Source organism: Kitasatospora sp. MY 5-36 (assembly GCF_001182915.1).
GTDB lineage: Bacteria > Actinomycetota > Actinomycetes > Streptomycetales > Streptomycetaceae > Kitasatospora.
Genome location: NZ_LFVW01000219.1, coordinates 1 through 17,262 on the forward strand (window position 1 = coordinate 1; position 17,262 = coordinate 17,262).

Annotated in this window: 17 protein-coding genes and 2 pseudogenes; 15 read left to right on the forward strand and 4 right to left on the reverse strand. The window is 73.1% G+C overall.

Annotation, left to right across the window (positions count from 1 at the left end; translation table 11 throughout):
• Window positions 1-204: pseudogene (locus AE652_RS16220) on the reverse strand (Zn-dependent hydrolase); the annotation flags it as partial.
• A gap of 313 nt (window positions 205-517) precedes the next feature.
• Between AE652_RS16220 and fabG the strand changes: the two are divergent.
• Complete coding sequence (gene fabG / locus AE652_RS16225; RefSeq protein WP_049652094.1) at window positions 518-1,237, forward strand: 3-oxoacyl-[acyl-carrier-protein] reductase; 720 nt, start codon at window positions 518-520, stop codon at window positions 1,235-1,237.
• A gap of 2 nt (window positions 1,238-1,239) precedes the next feature.
• Complete coding sequence (gene fabI, locus AE652_RS16230; protein ID WP_049652095.1) at window positions 1,240-2,007, forward strand: enoyl-ACP reductase FabI; 768 nt, start codon at window positions 1,240-1,242, stop codon at window positions 2,005-2,007.
• Window positions 2,008-2,086: 79 nt separating this feature from the next.
• Here fabI and AE652_RS16235 read toward each other — a convergent pair whose 3' ends face one another.
• Window positions 2,087-2,761, reverse strand: coding sequence for a FadR/GntR family transcriptional regulator (locus AE652_RS16235; protein WP_049652096.1), 675 nt, complete (start codon window positions 2,759-2,761; stop codon window positions 2,087-2,089).
• A 116-nt stretch (window positions 2,762-2,877) separates the two neighbouring features.
• Between AE652_RS16235 and AE652_RS16240 the strand changes: the two genes are divergently transcribed.
• The 3 genes from AE652_RS16240 to AE652_RS16245 all read left to right on the forward strand — a co-directional run bounded on the left by AE652_RS16240 (window position 2,878) and on the right by AE652_RS16245 (window position 5,073).
• On the forward strand, window positions 2,878-4,176 hold the full coding sequence (locus AE652_RS16240) for an MFS transporter (RefSeq protein ID WP_063780172.1): 1,299 nt from the start codon (window positions 2,878-2,880) through the stop codon (window positions 4,174-4,176).
• Between the two features lie 123 nt (window positions 4,177-4,299).
• Window positions 4,300-4,422 (forward strand): SGM_5486 family transporter-associated protein, encoded by a 123-nt coding sequence (locus AE652_RS49010; RefSeq protein ID WP_255357429.1) that lies wholly within the window; start codon window positions 4,300-4,302, stop codon window positions 4,420-4,422.
• 123 nt (window positions 4,423-4,545) lie between these two features.
• On the forward strand, window positions 4,546-5,073 hold the full coding sequence (locus AE652_RS16245) for a histidine phosphatase family protein (protein ID WP_049652098.1): 528 nt from the start codon (window positions 4,546-4,548) through the stop codon (window positions 5,071-5,073).
• A 109-nt stretch (window positions 5,074-5,182) separates the two neighbouring features.
• On the opposite strand, the gene serB is transcribed toward AE652_RS16245, so the two are convergent.
• A complete protein-coding gene (gene serB, locus AE652_RS16250; RefSeq protein WP_049652099.1) occupies window positions 5,183-6,439 on the reverse strand; it encodes a phosphoserine phosphatase SerB in 1,257 nt (418 codons plus the stop codon).
• Between the two features lie 221 nt (window positions 6,440-6,660).
• On the opposite strand from serB, the gene AE652_RS16255 reads away from it, so the two are divergent.
• The 3 genes from AE652_RS16255 to AE652_RS16265 all read left to right on the forward strand — a co-directional run bounded on the left by AE652_RS16255 (window position 6,661) and on the right by AE652_RS16265 (window position 11,301).
• Window positions 6,661-9,276: an FHA domain-containing protein gene (locus AE652_RS16255; protein WP_049652100.1), complete on the forward strand. Its 2,616-nt coding sequence runs from the start codon at window positions 6,661-6,663 to the stop codon at window positions 9,274-9,276.
• A 278-nt stretch (window positions 9,277-9,554) separates the two neighbouring features.
• Window positions 9,555-10,652 (forward strand): GAF domain-containing sensor histidine kinase, encoded by a 1,098-nt coding sequence (locus tag AE652_RS16260; RefSeq protein ID WP_049652110.1) that lies wholly within the window; start codon window positions 9,555-9,557, stop codon window positions 10,650-10,652.
• The gene (locus AE652_RS16265; protein WP_049652101.1) at window positions 10,645-11,301 is read left to right on the forward strand and encodes a response regulator transcription factor; all 657 of its coding nucleotides are present in this window, start codon (window positions 10,645-10,647) and stop codon (window positions 11,299-11,301) included. The genes AE652_RS16260 and AE652_RS16265 overlap by 8 nt, the downstream gene beginning before the upstream one ends.
• A 22-nt stretch (window positions 11,302-11,323) precedes the next feature.
• Here AE652_RS16265 and AE652_RS16270 read toward each other — a convergent pair whose 3' ends face one another.
• Window positions 11,324-12,127 carry a hypothetical protein gene (locus AE652_RS16270; protein WP_049652102.1) on the reverse strand — a complete coding sequence of 268 codons (804 nt, stop codon included), beginning with the start codon at window positions 12,125-12,127 and terminating at the stop codon, window positions 11,324-11,326.
• A 150-nt stretch (window positions 12,128-12,277) separates the two neighbouring features.
• Here AE652_RS16270 and AE652_RS16275 point away from each other — a divergent pair, with 150 nt between their 5' ends.
• The 7 genes and pseudogenes from AE652_RS16275 to AE652_RS16305 all read left to right on the forward strand — a co-directional run.
• Window positions 12,278-13,069, forward strand: a complete 792-nt coding sequence (locus AE652_RS16275; RefSeq protein ID WP_049652103.1) for an ABC transporter ATP-binding protein — start codon at window positions 12,278-12,280, stop codon at window positions 13,067-13,069.
• Window positions 13,070-13,199: 130 nt separating this feature from the next.
• Entirely contained in the window at window positions 13,200-13,622 is a 423-nt protein-coding gene (locus AE652_RS16280; protein ID WP_049652104.1) for an NfeD family protein, read from the forward strand.
• 10 nt (window positions 13,623-13,632) lie between these two features.
• Complete coding sequence (locus AE652_RS16285) at window positions 13,633-14,685, forward strand: SPFH domain-containing protein (RefSeq protein ID WP_049652105.1); 1,053 nt, start codon at window positions 13,633-13,635, stop codon at window positions 14,683-14,685.
• Window positions 14,686-14,908: 223 nt separating this feature from the next.
• Window positions 14,909-15,667, forward strand: coding sequence for a sulfite exporter TauE/SafE family protein (locus tag AE652_RS16290; RefSeq protein ID WP_049652106.1), 759 nt, complete (start codon window positions 14,909-14,911; stop codon window positions 15,665-15,667).
• A gap of 79 nt (window positions 15,668-15,746) precedes the next feature.
• A complete protein-coding gene (locus AE652_RS16295; RefSeq protein WP_049652107.1) occupies window positions 15,747-15,926 on the forward strand; it encodes a DUF1272 domain-containing protein in 180 nt (59 codons plus the stop codon).
• A gap of 82 nt (window positions 15,927-16,008) precedes the next feature.
• Window positions 16,009-16,314, forward strand: a complete 306-nt coding sequence (locus AE652_RS16300) for a 4a-hydroxytetrahydrobiopterin dehydratase (RefSeq protein ID WP_049652108.1) — start codon at window positions 16,009-16,011, stop codon at window positions 16,312-16,314.
• A gap of 123 nt (window positions 16,315-16,437) precedes the next feature.
• Window positions 16,438-17,262: pseudogene (locus AE652_RS16305) on the forward strand (hypothetical protein); the annotation flags it as partial.

Below are 17,262 nucleotides of genomic sequence, written 5' to 3' on the forward strand. Positions count from 1 at the left end.
CGCGGAGGGCGCGTTGTGGAAGACGCCGTCGCGGTACTGCGGGGAGTTGCGCACCCGCTCCTCGCGCTCGCCGTCCGGCCGTCGCCCGAACGCCGCCGGCAGGTCGCGCAGCGACCAGGCGGTCGCGCCCAGGCCGGCCGCCAGGGCGGTGAGGGCCAGCAGTCGTCCGCGTCGGTGGGTGCTCCCGGGCCGTGCCTTGGTCATCCGCTCTGCCTTCGTCGCTCGCCGGGATGGTCGGGGATCGGTACGGCCGGTCCCGGGCCGGCCCTGCACCACGGGGGCAACGGGTGCGCCCGCCCGTGTTGTTCCCGTACAGTCGCCCCGATCCGGGCAGCGCCCGGGCCTGGGCGGTCTCCGTCGCCGGGACGGCACGGACGGGTACGGATTGTCGGATTGCGACAGATCCGCCGGGGCGGCGCTGTGGGAGACCGATGCGCCGCCGTCGCCGACCGCCCGATAGCGTCACACTGCGTACGCATTCCGACGTACGCGCTCACTCACGGAGAGAGGTGGATCGTTGAGCCGCTCGGTTCTCGTCACCGGAGGAAACCGGGGCATCGGCCTCGCGATCGCCCAGGCCTTCGCCGAAGCGGGCGACAAGGTGGCCATCACCAGCCGCTCGGGCGAGGTGCCCGAGGCGCTGGCCAAGTACGACGTCCTCGCGGTGCGCTGCGACATCACGGACGCCGGGCAGGTCGACGCCGCCTTCACCGAGATCGAGCAGAAGCACGGCGCGGTCGAGGTGCTGGTCGCCAACGCGGGCATCACCAAGGACACGCTGATGCTGCGCATGTCCGAGGAGGACTTCACCTCCGTCGTGGACACCAACCTGACCGGCACCTTCCGGGTGGTCAAGCGCGCGTCCAAGCTGATGATGCGCGCCAGGAAGGGCCGCGTTGTGCTGATCTCGTCCGTGGTGGGCCTGTCCGGCTCCCCGGGCCAGGCCAACTACGCCGCCTCCAAGGCCGGCCTGGTCGGCTTCGCCCGGTCGCTGGCGCGCGAGCTCGGCCCGCGCAACATCACCGTCAACGTGGTCGCCCCCGGCTTCGTCGACACCGACATGACCGCCGTGCTCAGTGACGAGCGCCGCGCGGAGATCGTCGCGGGCGTGCCGCTGGGCCGCTACGCGGCGCCCGCAGAGGTCGCCTCCACCGTGCGGTTCCTCGGGTCGGACGAGGCCGCGTACATCACTGGAGCCGTCATTCCCGTCGACGGCGGATTGGGCATGGGTCACTGATCATGAGTGGAATCCTCGAAGGCAAGCGGATCCTGATCACCGGTGTGCTGATGGAGTCCTCCATCGCCTTCCACACCGCCAAGCTCGCGCAGGAGCAGGGCGCGGAGATCATCCTCACCGCCTTCCCGCGCCCGAGCCTGACCGAGCGGATCGCCCGGAAGCTGCCGAAGCCGGTCAAGGTGCTGGAGCTGGACGTCTCCAACCCGGAGCAGCTGGCCGGCATCGCCGACCAGGTCCGCGAGCACCTGCCGACCCTGGACGGCATCGTCCACTCGATCGGCTTCGCCCCGCAGGACGCGCTGGGCGGCAACTTCCTGGACACCCCGTGGGAGTCCGTGGCCACCGCGATGCACGTCTCGGCGTACTCGCTGAAGTCGCTGACCACGGCGCTGCTGCCGCTGATGCAGGACGGCGGCTCGGTGGTCGGCCTGACCTTCGACGCGCAGTACGCCTGGCCGCAGTACGACTGGATGGGCCCGGCCAAGGCCGCCCTGGAGTCGACCAACCGCTACCTGGCGCGCTACCTGGGCGACCGGGACATCCGCTGCAACCTGATCTCGGCCGGTCCGATCGGCTCGATGGCCGCCAAGTCCATCCCGGGCTTCGGCGACCTGGCCGACACCTGGAACCACCGCTCCCCGCTGAAGTGGGACCTGAGCGACCCGGAGCCGGCCGGCCGCGGCATCGTCGCGCTGCTGTCGGACTGGTTCCCGAAGACCACCGGCGAGATCATCCACGTCGACGGCGGTCTGCACGCCATCGGCGCCTGACGCTCCGCCCGTACGCCGCTGCCCGGCCCTCCCTCGCGGGGGTGCCGGGCAGCGGCGTTCCGGGTGGACGCCGGCGCGGTCAGACGTCCGCGGTGCGGCAGGCGCCGATGGCGCGGCCGGCCTCGACGGAGGCGCGCTGGGCGTCGCCGTCCCGGATGGCCTCCAGGATGGTGTGGTGGCCGATGTAGCGCTCGGCGATCAGCTCGGGGCCGACGTCGTGCCGCAGGTGCTCGCGGGTGACCTCGCCGAGGTCGGCGTAGACGGCGAGCAGGACGTCGTTGTGGGCGGCGGCCACCACGGCCTGGTGGAAGGCGGCGTCGGCCTGGACGAAGTCCTCGGCGTCGCCGGAGTGCCAGGCGGCCTCCCGGCGGGCCAGGGCGCCGTCCAGGAGCTCCAGGTCGCGCGGGGTGCGGCGGTGGGCGGCGAGGCCCGCGGCCGAGGTCTCCAGGGCCGCCCGCAGCTCGGCGACCTGGTCCTGGCCGGCGTCGGCGAAGCGGCGGTGCATCACGCCGGCCAGCTCGCTGGTGGCCAGCACGTACGTGCCGGAGCCCTGGCGGATGTCGAGCAGCCCGTTGTGGGCGAGGGCGCGGACGGCCTCGCGGACGGTGTTGCGGGCGACGCCGAGCTGTTCGACCAGGGCGGCCTCGGTGGGGATGCGCGAGCCGACCGGCCACTCCCCGGAAGTGATCTGGGCACGCAGCTGTGCGATCACCTGGTCGGACAGCGGGGTGCGCCTCGGCGAGGACAGCGCCACGGGGGACTCCTTGCGGCTACGGCTCGGGTGGGGCCTGGGTGGGAGGTGGCCGGTGGATGAACGGTCGGCACATCATGCCAATTCCAAGGTGCATCAATTCATCCCATCATTCTATGATGCTCTCTATGCCCGCAGCAGACACCACCGCTTCCTCCCGGACCGAGAGCCGGCCGCCGACCGAAGAGCGGCCCGCCGCCTCCGGCTCCGCCAAGTACCTCGGCGTGCTGTTCGCCGTCGCGATCGCCGCCGCCGCCTTCAACCTGCGCCCCGTGGTCACCAGCCTCGGGCCGCTGCTCAAGCAGGTCCGCGACGACCTCGGGATGAACCCGACGCTCGCCGGGCTGCTCACCGCCGTCCCGTCGCTCTGCTTCGGGCTGTTCGGCTTCGCCGCGCCCGCGGCGGCCCGTCGGATCGGTCCGATCGCGGTCGTCACGGCGGGCATGGGCGCCATCACGGCGGGCGTGCTGGCCCGCTCGTTCGCCGGCGGCACCGCCGTGTTCCTGCTGCTCACCGCCCTCGCCCTGGCCGGGGTGGCGGTCTCCAACGTGCTGCTGCCGGTGGTGATCAAGCGGTACTTCCCGGACCGGGTCGGGCCGATGATCGGCCTCTACTCGATGGCGCTGTCCGCCGGCACCGCGCTGGCCGCCGCCGTCACCGTGCCGCTGACCAAGTCGCTCGGCGGCGACTGGCGCTACGGCCTGGGCGTCTGGGCCGTCCTGGGGGCGCTCGCCCTGGTGCTCTGGCTGTTCGTGCTGATCGCCAAGCGGGAGCGCGGCGAGCGGGCCGGCGGCGCCGCCGCCCCCGTCCGGCTGCCGATCACCCGCAGCCGGACCGCCTGGGCGCTGGCCGGGTACTTCGGCCTCCAGGCCACCGGCGCGTACGTGGTCATGGGCTGGATGTCGCAGATCTTCCAGGACGCCGGCATCGGCGAGGGCACCACCGGCGTGCTGCTCGCGGTCACCATGGTGATCGGCGTGCCGGTCTCCTTCGTGCTGCCCAACCTGGCCGCCCGCCGCGGCGACCAGCGGCTGTTCGTGGTGCTGCTGGCCTGCTGCGGCATCGCCGGGTACGCCGGCCTGGCGATCGCCCCGGCCGGGGGCGCCTGGCTCTGGGCGGTCCTGCTGGGCCTGTCCAACTGCGCCTTCCCGCTGGTGCTGACCATGATCGGACTGCGGGCCCGGTCCGCGGGCGGGGTCGCGCAGCTCTCCGCCTTCGCCCAGGGCATCGGCTACCTGGTGTCCATCCCGGGCCCGATCCTGGTCGGCTGGCTCTACGGGGCCACCGGCGAGTGGTACTGGCCGCTGGGCTTCCTGTCGCTGCTGCTGGTGCCGCAGATGCTGTTCGGCCTGCGCGCGGCGCGGGCCCGGCACATCGAGGACGAGGCGGTGCACCCGGTGGAGCGGGCCGCGGCGTGACGCCCCCGCCGGGGGTGTGAGGACGCGCGGGGAGGGCCGGGCCCCGACGGGCGGGTCAAGACCCGGCCAAGGGGGGCGGGGTCGGCGGACGGCGGGCGTGTTCGGAGTGGGAGACTTCCGGACATGCCCGTTCTCGATCCCAACCCCACCGACGGCCGCAAGCAGCTCGGCCGCATCGCCCTCGCCTTCGCCGCCATCGCGGTGCTGGTGTCGATCATCGCCACCGTCGCCGCCACGATGGGCTGACGGACGGCCGTACGCCGGCTGACGCCCCGGTGAACGGGGCATGGTGACACGGGTCGTCCCTCGGAGTGGCGGCATCCCGGGGCATCGCGCCGCCGGGCCGCTTTTCTGCCAAGCTTGCTGGGTATGAGCGCCGACACGCCCCGCAGGATCATCGTTCTCCGCCATGCCAAGGCCGACTGGCCGAACGGCGTGGACGACCACGACCGGCCGCTGGCCGACCGGGGCCGTCACCAGGCCCCGGACGCCGGCCGCTGGCTGGTCGACTCCGGCATCAGCCCCGACTACGTGCTCTGCTCGACCGCGCTGCGCGCCCGTGAGACCTGGAAGCTGGCGGTGCACGAGCTGCCGCAGCGGCCGCTCCGGACGGTGTACGAGGAGCGGGTCTACGAGGCCAGCCCCGGGGAGATCATCGCCGTCCTCCAGGAGACCCCGGAGGAGTACGCGGACGTGGTGCTGGTCGGCCACAACCCGGGCGTGCTGGGGCTGACCCAGGTGCTGGCCGGGGACGCGGGCGATCCGGACGCGCTGGAGCGGCTGCGCCTCGGGGGCTTCCCGACGGCGGCGGTCGCGGTGCTCAGCTTCAGCGGCTCCTGGAAGGGCGTCGAGCCGGGCGTGGCCCAGCTGGTCTCGTACCACACGCCGCAGGACTGACCGCGGGACCGTACACGAGGGGCGCGCGGATCGAATCCGCGCGCCCCTCTGGTACGTCCACAGGCCCTCTCCGGGCGGCCGCCTCACTCCATCGGCCGCCGGGCGGGCCCTACTCGGTCGGGGTGCCGTGCAGCGCGTCGGCGGCCTCGACCTCCTCGCGGGTGATGCCCAGCAGGTACAGCACGGTGTCCAGGAACGGCACGTTCACCGCGGTGTCGGCGGCCTCCCGCACCACCGGCTTGGCGTTGAACGCCACCCCGAGGCCGGCCGCGTTCAGCATGTCCAGGTCGTTGGCGCCGTCGCCGATCGCCACCGTCTGCTCCAGCGGCACCTTCGCCTGCTCGGCGAAGCGGGCCAGCCAGCGGGCCTTGCCCGCCCGGTCCACGATCTCGCCGACCACCCGGCCGGTGAACCGGCCGTCCACCACCTCCAGGGTGTTCGCGGCCGCGAAGTCCAGCCCCAGCTGCTCCACCAGGTGGTCGGTGACCTGGGTGAAGCCGCCGGACACCACCGCGACCTGGTAGCCGAGGCGCTGGAGCGTACGGATCAGGGTGCGCGCGCCCGGCGTGAAGCGGACCTCGGCGCGCACCTTCTCGGTCACCGAGGCGTCCAGCCCGGCCAGCAGCGCCACCCGGGCCCGCAGCGACTCGGCGAAGTCCAGCTCCCCGCGCATCGCCGCCGCCGTCACCGCGGCGACCTCCTCCTCGCAGCCCGCGTGGGCGGCGAACAGCTCGATCACCTCGTCCTGGATGAGCGTGGAGTCGACGTCCATGACCACCAGGCGCTTGGCCCGGCGCTCCAGACCGGCGGCGACCACCGCGACGTCCACCCGCTGGGTGGCCGCCTCCTGGGCCAGCGCGGCCCGCAGCTCGTCGGTGGCCACACCGGAGACGGCCAGCTCGACCGCCGTCACCGGGTACTTGGCGAGCCGGAAGACACGGTCGATGTTGCCGTCCGAGGCGGTGATCCGGGAGGTGAGCGCGGAGACGGCGGCGGCGGTCAGCGGGTTGCCGAGCACCGTGACGTGCGAACGGCCCTCACGGCGCGGCCGGTTGTCACCGATGCCGGAGAGGATCTCGGCCTGGAGCTTCTGCTCGTCGGCCCAGCGGTGGACGGTGGCCCGCAGCCCGCCCTCGGCGCCGGGTGCGGTGGGCGGGGTGACCAGGGCGCACAGCGTGATGCGCCCACGGGTGACGACCTGCTCGATGTCGATGACGTCGACGCCGAAACCGGCCAGCGTCGTGAAGAGGCCGGCGGTGATGCCGGGACGGTCCTTGCCGAACACCTTGACGAGCAGGGTGCGCTCGTCCGCGGTCCGGTGCTGGGCGGCGGGGAGGGGCTCAGCGGCCAGGGGCGATGCGTTCATGGTGCCTCCCACGCTACCGGGCGCCCGAGGGCCCGGGAGCACCCGTCCCACCTCGCGGGACGCCGCAGGTCCGGGCTCGGTAGCAGCCTGGTCACAGTCGCCCGGGCCGACTTTCACCGGCGGTCGGCGGGCTGGAATGATTCCCCCGGCAGTCACAGGAACATCGCGGCCCCGGCCGGGGCCACAATTCGGGGGAACCGAGAGAGCGGGGCAGGCGAGCAGTGCCGCAACTCGTCATCGAGATCAACGGACAGCAGCGGACTCTGGAGCCCGGGCGGTCCTACACCATCGGGCGAAACCCGCAGTCGGACTTCACGTTCGACGACGCGAGGGTCTCCTGGCAGCACGGGACCATCGGCTTCAACGGCAGCGGTTGGCAGCTGGACGACCACGGCAGCACCAACGGAACGTACGTGGCCGGCGCCCGCACCCTCCAGGCCCAGCTGTTCCCCGGTGCCGTGGTGAACCTGGGCAACCCGGAGAACGGCCCCCGGCTCGGCTTCTCCGCGCCCGCCCAGGCCGCCGCCCCGCACGCCGCGGCCCCGCAGGCCACCCCGATGCACGAGGCCGCCACCAGCCGCGGCCCGGTGCCCACGCCCCAGCAGCCCGCCCCGCAGCAGGGCTGGCCGCAGCACGACCCGTACCAGCAGCAGCCGCAGCAGGCCTGGCCCGGCCAGCCGCAGGCCCAGCCGCCGTTCCCGCAGCAGCAGTACGCGCCGCCGCAGGACCGGCCGGCCCCGCAGCAGCAGCCCCAGCCCCAGCACGGCGGCTTCCCGCAGCAGGGCTTCCCGCCCCCGCCGCACGACGGCGGGCCGCAGCCGACCATCATCCGCAACCTGACCTCGGCGATGCGCACCGTCCGGATCGGCCGCGCGCTCGACAACGACATCGTGGTGTCCGACCTCCAGGTCTCCCGCCACCACGCCGAGCTGCGCCAGCTCCCGGACGGCCGCTACGAGATCGTCGACCTCGGCAGCCACAACGGCATCTTCCTCAACGGCCAGCGGGTGCAGCGTCAGCTGATGGGCCCGCAGGACCGGCTGACGGTCGGCCACTCCGGCTTCGTCCTGGTCGGCGACCAGCTGCAGGAGTTCGTCGACACCGGCGCCGTCTCCTTCTCCGCCCGCCACCTGACCGTCGAGGTCGACCACAAGGGCGGCAAGAAGGTCCTGCTCGACGACGTCAGCTTCGGCGTCCCGGAGAAGTCCCTGGTGGCCGTCATCGGCCCGTCCGGCTCCGGCAAGTCGACCTTGCTGCGCGCCCTCACCGGCTACCGCCCGGCCGACCGCGGCGAGGTGCTGTACGACGGCCGCAACCTCTACAAGCAGTTCGCCGAACTCCGCTCGCGCATCGGCCTGGTGCCGCAGTCCGAGATCCTGCACCGCGAGCTCACCGTCCGGAAGGGCCTCAAGTACGCGGCCCGGCTGCGCTTCCCCGGGGACACCGAGGCGAAGGAGCGCGAGGCCCGGATCGACGAGGTGCTGTACGAGCTGCGCCTCGACAAGCGCGCCGACAACAAGATCACCGCGCTCTCCGGCGGCCAGCAGAAGCGCGTCTCGGTCGCCCTGGAGCTGCTCACCAAGCCCTCGCTGATCTTCCTGGACGAGCCCACCTCGGGCCTCGACCCGGGCATGGACCGCGAGGTCATGCAGATGCTGCGCGGCCTGGCCGACGACGGCCGCACGATCCTGGTCGTCACCCACTCGGTGGCCGAACTCGCGCTCTGCGACCGGCTGCTGGTGATGGCGCCGGGCGGCTCGGTGGCCTACTTCGGCCCGCCGGACGAGGCGCTGCACTTCTTCGGGTACGAGACCTGGGCGGACGTCTTCCAGGCCTTCGAGAACTACCCGGACCACGACTGGGCCGGCCGCTACCGCGGTTCGGTGCACTACCAGCAGTACTCCGCCCCGACCGTCGAGGCGGGCGAGGTGCAGCACGTCCAGGTCGCCCAGGAGGCCGTCAAGCCGCCCAAGCCGCAGAGCTGGGGCTCGCAGCTGTGGACCCTGATGCGCCGCTACATGTCGGTGCTCGCCTCGGACCGCGGCTTCCTGGCCCTGTCGGTGCTGCTGCCCGCGGTGATCGGCGCGGTCAGCGTGCTGATCCCCAACGAACCGGGGCTCGCGCCCAACCCGAACACCCAGCTCCACCTCAACAACGGGGCCGCGACGATCCTGCTGATCCTGGCGATCGGCGCCTGCTTCTCCGGAGCGGCCAACTCGGTCCGCGAGCTGATCAAGGAACGGGCGATCTACGAACGGGAACGGGCCACCGGGCTCTCCCGCTCGGCGTACATGATGTCCAAGATCATCGTGCTGGGCTTCTTCAGCGTGATCCAGGGCGCGATCATCTCCGCCGTCGGCTTCCTGCCGCGCAAGCTCCCCGAGCACGGCCTGCTCGTCAAGAACCTGCCGATCGTCGAGATGACCGTCGGCATGATCCTGCTCAGCTTCGCCGCGATGATGTTCGGCCTGATGATCTCCGCGCTGGTGAAGACCGCCGAGAAGACCATGCCGCTGCTGGTCATGTTCGCCATCGTCCAGGTCGTCTTCACCGGCTGCCTCTTCCAGATCTTCAGCAAGCCCGGCCTGGAGCAGGTCGCCTGGCTGATGCCGGCCCGCTGGGGCACCGGCATCGTGTCCACCACGCTGGACCTGTCCACGCTCATGGGCCCCTGGAACAAGGACTTCCAGAACCCCAACTACGACCCGCTCTGGAAGCACAGCGTCGCCCAGTGGGCGATCGACGCGGGCGTGCTGGTGGCCATCTCGGTCGTCATCGGCGTCCTCGTCACCCGGCTCCAGCGCCGGCACGAGCCCGAGGTCATGCAGAAGGGCTGACCCCTTCCCCGACGTCGCGGACGGCAGTCCGAGGGGCGGTCCTCCCACCCGGGAGGGCCGCCCCTCCGCGTTTCCGGGCGGGCCCTCCCGGGGCGCGGGTCCTAGGTCCCCGGACCCGGGCCCGGGGCGGCCGGGGACGGACGCGGCGGCCGTCACGGCGGCGGTAGTTTGGCCGTATGCCCAGCACCACCGGAGACCACGCGGCCCCCCACGGCCCGCTGCCCGCCTGCGAACCGTGCCTGGCCGGGATCGAGGCCGTCAGCCAGGCGCTGCTCGCCATGAGCCGGCACCTGGAGGTCCGCGAGGTGCTGCGCCGCATCACCGCCTCCGCCCGCGGCCTGCTCGGCGCCGAGTACGCCGCCCTCGGCGTGCCCGACGACCACGGCGGCTTCGCCCAGTTCGTCGTCGACGGCGTCACCGACGAGCAGTGGCGGGCGATCGGCCCGCTGCCCCGGCAGCACGGCGTGCTCGCCGCGATGCTGCACGAGACCGGCCCCACCCGGCTGGTGGACGTCCGCAAGGCGCCCGCCTTCGAGGGGTGGCCCGAGGCCCACCCCGACATGGACGCCTTCCTCGGCATGCCGATCCTGGACACCGACGCGGCCGAGGACGAGCCGCAGGTGATGGGCGTCATCTTCCTCGCCAACAAGCGCGGCGGCGGCCAGTTCACCGACCACGACGAGGAACTGCTGCGGATCCTCGCCGCGCACGCCGGCCTCGCCCTGTCCAACGCCCGGCTGTACGAGCGCAGCCGCGAGCTCACGCTGGCCGGCGAGCGGGCCCGGATCGCCCACGACCTGCACGACGCCGTCTCGCAGAAGCTCTTCTCGCTCCGCCTCACGGCCAAGGCGGCCGCCAAGCTCGTCGACCGCGACCCGGCCCGGGCCCGCGCCGAACTCGCCGAGGTCGCCCGGCTGGCCGCCGAGGCCGCCGACGAACTGCGCGCCGTCGTCGTGGAGCTGCGCCCCGCCGCCCTGGAGGAGGACGGGCTCAGCGCCACCCTCGCCTCCCAGGTGCAGGTCCTCGACCGGGCGCACACCGCCGACGTCGCCTTCGCCGCCGACGGCGTCCGGGCGCTGCCGCCCGCCCAGGAGGCCGCGCTGCTGAGGGTCGCCCAGGAGGCGCTGCACAACGCGCTGCGCCACTCCGGCGCCCGCCGGGTCACCGTCACCCTGGCCGGGACGCCCGCGCGCGGCGCCGTGCTGCGGGTGCACGACGACGGGCGCGGCTTCGACCCGGAGTCCGTCCGACGGGCCGGCCGCCACCTCGGCCTGGCCTCGATGCGCGACCGCGCGGCCGCCGTCGGCGGCACGCTCACCCTGGAGTCGGCCCCCGGTCGGGGGACGCTCGTCGAGATGGAGGTCCCCGGTGCCTGAGAGCACACCGTCGATCCGCGTCCTGCTGGTCGACGACCACCAGGTCGTCCGGCGCGGGCTGCGCACCTTCCTGGAGGTCCAGGACGACATCGAGGTGGTCGGGGAGGCCGCCGACGGGGCGGAGGGCGTCGAACGGGCCCGTGAACTCGACCCCGACGTCGTCCTGATGGACCTCAAGATGCCCGGCGTCGACGGCATCGAGGCGCTGCGCACCCTCAAGGGGGAGGGCAGCCGGGCCCGGATCCTGATCGTCACCAGCTTCACCGAGCACCGCACGATGGTCCCCGCGCTGCGGGCCGGCGCCGCCGGGTACGTCTACAAGGACGTGGACCCGGAGGCGCTGGCCGGCGCGATCCGCTCGGTGCACGCCGGCCACGTCCTGCTCCAGCCCGAACTGGCCGCCGCCCTGCTCTCCGACGACAGCCCGCGTGCCCCCCAGGGCCGCGGCGGCACGCTCACCGAGCGCGAGCGCGAGGTGCTCGGCCACATCGCCGACGGCCGTTCCAACCGGGAGATCGCCCGCAGCCTCCACCTGTCGGAGAAGACCGTGAAGACCCACGTGTCCAACATCCTCATGAAGCTGGACCTGGCCGACCGCACCCAGGCGGCACTCTGGGCCGTCCGCCACGGCGAGACCCGCGAGGCGTAGCGCGCCGGGGGTGCCCCTCCGCTCAGCGGTCGTCCCGCTCGTCGACGAGGGCGTTGTAGGCGGCCACCTGGGCGCGCCGGGCGGTGCGCCGCAGCGGGGCCAGGACGGACTGCCGGGCCGCCATCTCGGAGGCGCTGACGGCGGCGCCGTGCCCGCCGGAGGCGATGGCGAGCAGGGCGGACACCTGACGGGCCGACTCCAGGACGCGGACGGCCCGGGGCGGGTAGCCGGGGGCCAGCGGCTCGCTGTGGCCGCGCCGGCGGTAGGCGTCGAGGGCGCGCAGGGCCTCGGGCCCGGCACCGGCCACGTCGAGGCGGGTGAGCAGGATGGTCGCCTCCCGCAGCCCCTCCGCCAGCTCGCGCTCGGCCTCGTGGAGCGACGGGACGTCCGCCGGAGGTGTGTCGTTGACCTCATGGCAGCGCCACAGCACGGTGGCCGAGCGGTCGCCGGCCGGCCCGTACTCCTCCACCTCCGGCACCAGCCCGAGCGGTGCGCCGACGGCCAGGACGGCCTCGCCGGCCCGCATGGCCTGCTCGTTGAAGGCCTTCGGGCCGGTCAGTCCGAGCGGGTGCCCGGCCGAGGGCAGCGCGAGGCGCAGGCCCTTCACACCGAGCACCCGCAGCCGCCCCAGCGCCCAGGTCAGCCCGTGCTGCTCGCCGGGCCCGTCGCCGGGCAGGCCGGTGACCCGGTGGCGCTCGTCGGCGCCCAGGACGGCCGCGGCGGCGTCGTCCGGCGGCACCAGGCCCGCCAGCTGGGCGTTGCCCCATGCGGTGAGCCGCCCCGAACGGGGCTCTTCGTACGGATTGTCGGCTGGAGTCACGAGCATCCGGCCAGCCTACGGAATCGCCGGTCATCCGCGTGGCGTAGGTTTGCCCATGCGTGTGCGGCGCACCCACCCCGTGCCCACCGGCTGCCGGAGTAGGCTCGCCGCCCGCACCGACGGCCGAGAATCTTGTTTTTTGGGGAAGGCATAGGCATGAGCGACGTGCTGGAGCTGGTTGACGTATCCGTGGTCCGGGAGGGGCGCGCGCTGGTCGACCAGGTCTCGTGGTCCATCTCCGAGGGCGAGCGCTGGGTCATCCTGGGACCGAACGGCGCCGGCAAGACCACGCTGTTGCAGATCGCCTCCTCGTACCTGTTCCCGACCTCGGGCAAGGTCACGGTGCTGGGCGAGAAGCTCGGCGAGATCGACGTCTTCGAGCTGCGCTCCCGGATCGGTCTGGCCGGCGCCGCCATGTTCGACAAGCTGCCGGCCGAGCAGACCGTGCTGCAGACCGTCCTCACCGCCGCGTACGGCATGACGGTCACCTGGCAGGAGACCTACGAGCAGTCGGACGAGTCCCGCGCCCTGGCCCTGCTCGACCGCCTCGGCATGGCCAACCTCACCGACCGGAAGTTCGGCACCCTCTCCGAGGGCGAGCGCAAGCGCACCCTGATCGCCCGCGCCCTGATGACCGACCCCGAGCTGCTGCTGCTCGACGAGCCCGCCGCCGGCCTGGACCTCGGCGGCCGCGAGGACCTGGTCCGCCGGCTCGGCGCGCTCGCCCAGGACGAGTTCGCCCCGGCGATGGCGATGGTCACCCACCACGTCGAGGAGATCGCGCCCGGCTTCACCCACGTCCTGATGATCCGTCAGGGCAAGGTGCTCACGGCCGGCCCGATCGACACCGAGCTGACCGCCCGCAACCTCTCCAAGTGCTTCGGCCTGCCGCTGACCCTGGAGCGGCACGGAGACCGCTGGTCGGCGCAGGGTCTGCCGCTGGGCTGAGGCCCCGTCCGCCCGTTCCTGTCGTTCATCCGGACGGCCGTCGGGAACCGGTCGCACGCGCGACCGGTTTCCGCCCCTCGACCTGCGGGAACTGTCCGCTTCGAAGGCCTTCGCTCCCTAGGATGGACATGTGGACAGCTGGATCTGGTGGCTCCTGGCCGCCGCAGGGCTCGGCATACCGCTGGTGCTCACCGCGATGCCGGAGTTCGCCATGTTCGCGGTCGGGGCGCTGGCCGCCTCCGGCGTGGCCGCGCTGGGCGGGGGAGTGGTGCTCGAGACCGTGACCTTCGTCGCCGTCTCGGTCGCCCTGGTGGTCTTCGTCCGCCCGATCGCCTACCGGCAGCTCCGTAGCGGGCCGCAGGTCAAGATGGGCATCGAGGCGCTCCAGGGCGCCACCGCGGTCGTCGCGGAAACCGTCGACGGGGAGGGCGGGAGGATCAAGCTGAACGGCGAGATCTGGTCGGCCCGCGCGCTCCACCCGGGCCAGGTGTACCAGCCTGGACAACAGGTCGACGTCGTCGAAATCCAGGGCGCGACCGCCCTGGTCGTCTAGGGGAGAGTCCGTGGAACCCGTCCTTATCGTTTTGGTCGTCCTGGTCGTGGTGGCCTTCATCGCGCTGATCAAGACGATCCAGGTCATCCCGCAGGCCAGCGCCGCGATCGTGGAGCGCTTCGGCCGCTACACCCGGACGCTCAACGCAGGGCTGAACATCGTCGTCCCGTTCATCGACCGGGTCCGCAACCGGATCGACCTGCGCGAGCAGGTCGTGCCGTTCCCGCCGCAGCCGGTGATCACCCAGGACAACCTGGTCGTCAACATCGACACCGTCATCTACTACCAGGTGACCGACCCCCGGGCCGCGACGTACGAGGTCGCCAGCTACATCCAGGCGATCGAGCAGCTGACCGTCACCACGCTGCGCAACATCATCGGCTCGATGGACCTGGAGTCCACCCTGACCTCGCGCGAGGTCATCAACGCCGGTCTGCGCGGCGTCCTGGACGAGGCCACCGGCAAGTGGGGCATCCGGGTCAACCGCGTCGAGCTGAAGGCGATCGAGCCGCCGACCTCCATCCAGGACTCGATGGAGAAGCAGATGCGCGCCGACCGTGACAAGCGCGCCGCGATCCTCACCGCCGAAGGCCAGCGCCAGGCCCAGATCCTCAAGGCCGAGGGTGAGAAGCAGGCCGACGTGCTCCGCGCCGAGGGTGAGGCACAGGCCGCGGTCCTGCGCGCCGACGGTGAGGCGGCCGCGATCCGGACGGTCTTCGAGGCCATCCACGACGGCGACGCCGACCAGAAGCTGCTCGCCTACCAGTACCTCCAGACGCTGCCCGAGCTGGCCAAGGGCGACTCCAACAAGCTCTGGATCATCCCCAGCGAGGTCGGCGACGCGCTCAAGGGCCTCGGCGGCGCCTTCGGCGGCCTGACCGGCGGGATGAACGGCGGCGCGGTCGCGGCGCCCACCGTTCCGCAGGCGGCCCCGGCGGTCCCGGCGGCCACCCAGGTGCCGCTGGACCCGGCCTCCGGCCCGCGGCCGGTGGACACCGAGAAGGGCGCCGCCCGTCCCCGGGTGGACCCGGCCCGGGAGTACCCGAAGATCGACCCGGAGTGACCGACCCGGAGTGACCGGATCGGAGTGACCGAGCCGGAGTGGCCGGTCGGACCGAGTTCCGTCGAGGGCCCGCTGCCGAGAGGCGGCGGGCCCTCGGCCTTGTGCGGCGGCGGTGGAGCGCGCGCACGTTGTGAGCTGCGTCCCGAATCGTGGGCGGGTCTGGTAGAGCCGCGGGGCCGTCCGGCATGATCCCCTCGGACAGGACCGAGAGGAGAGGTGACCCATGACGCTCTGGGAGTCGATCGCCGTCCTGGTGGCCGGCGTCGGCGCCGGGATGATCAACGTCATCGTCGGCTCCGGCACCCTGATCACCTTCCCGGTCCTGCTCGCCGTGGGCCTCCCGCCGGTCACCGCCAACGTCTCCAACACCTTCGGCCTGGTCCCCGGCTCGCTCAGCGGCGTGATCGGGTACCGCCGCGAACTGGCCGACCAGGGCCGCCGGGTGCTGCGCCTGGGCACCGCCTCGCTGCTCGGCGGGCTGGTCGGCGCGCTGCTGCTGACCAGGCTGCCGAGCGGGGCCTTCGACGCGATCGTCCCGGTGCTGATCCTGCTCGCACTCGTGCTGGTGGTGATCCAGCCCCGGGTGGCCAAGGCCGTCGCCGCCCGCCGCCGCCCCGGCGGCGATCCGGACGGCAGTCCGGTGCTGCTGGTCGGGGTGTTCCTGACCGGCATCTACGGCGGCTACTTCGGCGCCGCGCAGGGCGTGCTGCTGATGGCCCTGATGGGCATGCTGCTCCAGGAGGACCTCCAGCGGATCAACGCGGTGAAGAACGCCCTGGCGATGATCGTCAACGCCGTCGCCGCGCTCTTCTTCCTCTTCACCTCGACGGTGAACTGGACCGCCGCCGGTCTGATCGCGGCGGGCTCGCTGGTCGGCGGCCTGGTCGGCGCCAAGGTCGGCCGCCGCCTCCCGCCGACGGCGCTGCGCGGGGTCATCGTGGTGGTCGGCCTCGTGGCCGTCGCCAAGCTGCTGTTGAGCTGAAGGACCGTCAGGCCGTCGGGCCCGGCAGGGTGTCGGAGCATCGAAACGTCGGAACATCGGAACGTCGGAGGAGTACGCCATGGCCCTGGAGATGCGTGAGAGCTGCGAGCGCTGCGCGGTGTCGCTGACCGCGGACGGCGGCGCCTCGATATGTTCCTACGAGTGCACCTTCTGCCCGGACTGCACCGAGGCCATGGCCGGCGGCTGCCCCAACTGCGGCGGCGAGCTGGTGACCCGTCCGCGCCGGAAGGCCGCCTGACACCGGAACCCCGGACGTCCCGGAACTGCGGACGTACCGGAAATCCGGCACCCCGGACCGACCATCCAGCAGGAGCGCGGCGATGAGCAGCAGGGCACGGCTGAACGAGGACGAGATCACGGCGGCCCTGGCGGCGCTGCCCCGGTGGACGCGGGAGGGCGACGGCATCGCCCGTACCGCCGACGCCCCGGACTTCCCGGCGGCGGTCCGGGTGGTCGTCGCCGTAGCCGAGCAGGCCGAGGCGCTCGACCACCACCCCGACATCGACATCCGCTGGCGCACCCTGCGCTTCGTCCTGTCCACCCACAGCGCCGGCGGCCTCACCGGTCTGGACTTCACCCTCGCCGCCCGGATCGACGAGGCCCTGCGCGCCGAGTCGGCCTCCTGACGCCGCCGCAGGACCGGCCGGCCCGGGACGGTACGGGCGAGGGCCCGGGCCGCGCCCCCGGGCGGGCGTGAGATGCTGACTGCCGCATCGGCAGGCGGGCGGGGCTCGGGAGGGACGGAACGGATGGCGCAGGAGCCCTTCGGAGACGCCCACGACCGGCAGCCGTGGCCGCCCCAGAGCCACCCGGACTGGCAGACCGGCGGGTACGGCGGGTACGCCGAGCAGCAGCAGACAGCTCAGCAGGTACCGCAGCAGCCGTCGCAGTGGCCGCCGCAGCAGGGCTACGGCTCGGCCGAGTACGGGCAGCAGCAGCCGCAGTCCGGCCAGGGCGGTTACGGGCCCACCGGCTACGACCAGAGCGGGTACGACCAGGCCGGCTACGGCCGGAGCGGGTACGACCAGGCCGGTTACGAGCAGAGCGGTGTCGGCGCGACCGGCTACGTCGAGGGCGGCTACGTCCAGGGCGGTTACGTCCAGGGCCCGTACGGCGGCCAGGAGCAGTACCAGCCGTACCCGCAGTACCCGGACCACGCGCAGCCGCACCAGCCCTACGCGCCGTACGCCACCCCGCAGCAGCCCGCCGACGAGGGGCTGTACGTCCCGGCGGGGGCGGAGTACTCGGCGGACGGCTACGTGCACATCGAGGAGGCCGGGCCGGCGCCCGTCCCCGAGGAGCCCGCGGCGACCACTCCGGTGCGGGCCCCCGAGCCGCAGGCCGAGCCGGCCCCGCGGTCGAGGGCCGCGGCCCGTCGAGGGGGCGGCGGCGGTTCCGGCGCGGGTGAGGGCTCCGGCTCCTCGCTCTCCGCCAAGGCCCGGAAGGCCGCCGACGCGGTGCTGACCGGGGAGCACATGCCCAGCCGCAAGGCCCTGCTGGTGCGGACCGGCGCCGGGGTGGCCGCGCTGGGAGTGCTGGTGGCGGCCGGGCTGACGGTCGGCGCCGAGGGCGGC

Coding starts and splice junctions, on each gene's coding strand:
- AE652_RS16295 (WP_049652107.1), top strand. CDS start 15,747: ATGGCCCTGGAGATGCGTGAGAGCTGCGAGCGCTGCGCGGTGTCGCTG.
- AE652_RS16270 (WP_049652102.1), bottom strand. CDS start 12,127: ATGCTCGTGACTCCAGCCGACAATCCGTACGAAGAGCCCCGTTCGGGG.
- AE652_RS49010 (WP_255357429.1), top strand. CDS start 4,300: ATGCCCGTTCTCGATCCCAACCCCACCGACGGCCGCAAGCAGCTCGGC.
- AE652_RS16240 (WP_063780172.1), top strand. CDS start 2,878: ATGCTCTCTATGCCCGCAGCAGACACCACCGCTTCCTCCCGGACCGAG.
- AE652_RS16245 (WP_049652098.1), top strand. CDS start 4,546: ATGAGCGCCGACACGCCCCGCAGGATCATCGTTCTCCGCCATGCCAAG.
- AE652_RS16260 (WP_049652110.1), top strand. CDS start 9,555: ATGAGCCGGCACCTGGAGGTCCGCGAGGTGCTGCGCCGCATCACCGCC.
- fabI (WP_049652095.1), top strand. CDS start 1,240: ATGAGTGGAATCCTCGAAGGCAAGCGGATCCTGATCACCGGTGTGCTG.
- serB (WP_049652099.1), bottom strand. CDS start 6,439: ATGAACGCATCGCCCCTGGCCGCTGAGCCCCTCCCCGCCGCCCAGCAC.
- AE652_RS16300 (WP_049652108.1), top strand. CDS start 16,009: ATGAGCAGCAGGGCACGGCTGAACGAGGACGAGATCACGGCGGCCCTG.
- AE652_RS16290 (WP_049652106.1), top strand. CDS start 14,909: ATGACGCTCTGGGAGTCGATCGCCGTCCTGGTGGCCGGCGTCGGCGCC.
- AE652_RS16275 (WP_049652103.1), top strand. CDS start 12,278: ATGAGCGACGTGCTGGAGCTGGTTGACGTATCCGTGGTCCGGGAGGGG.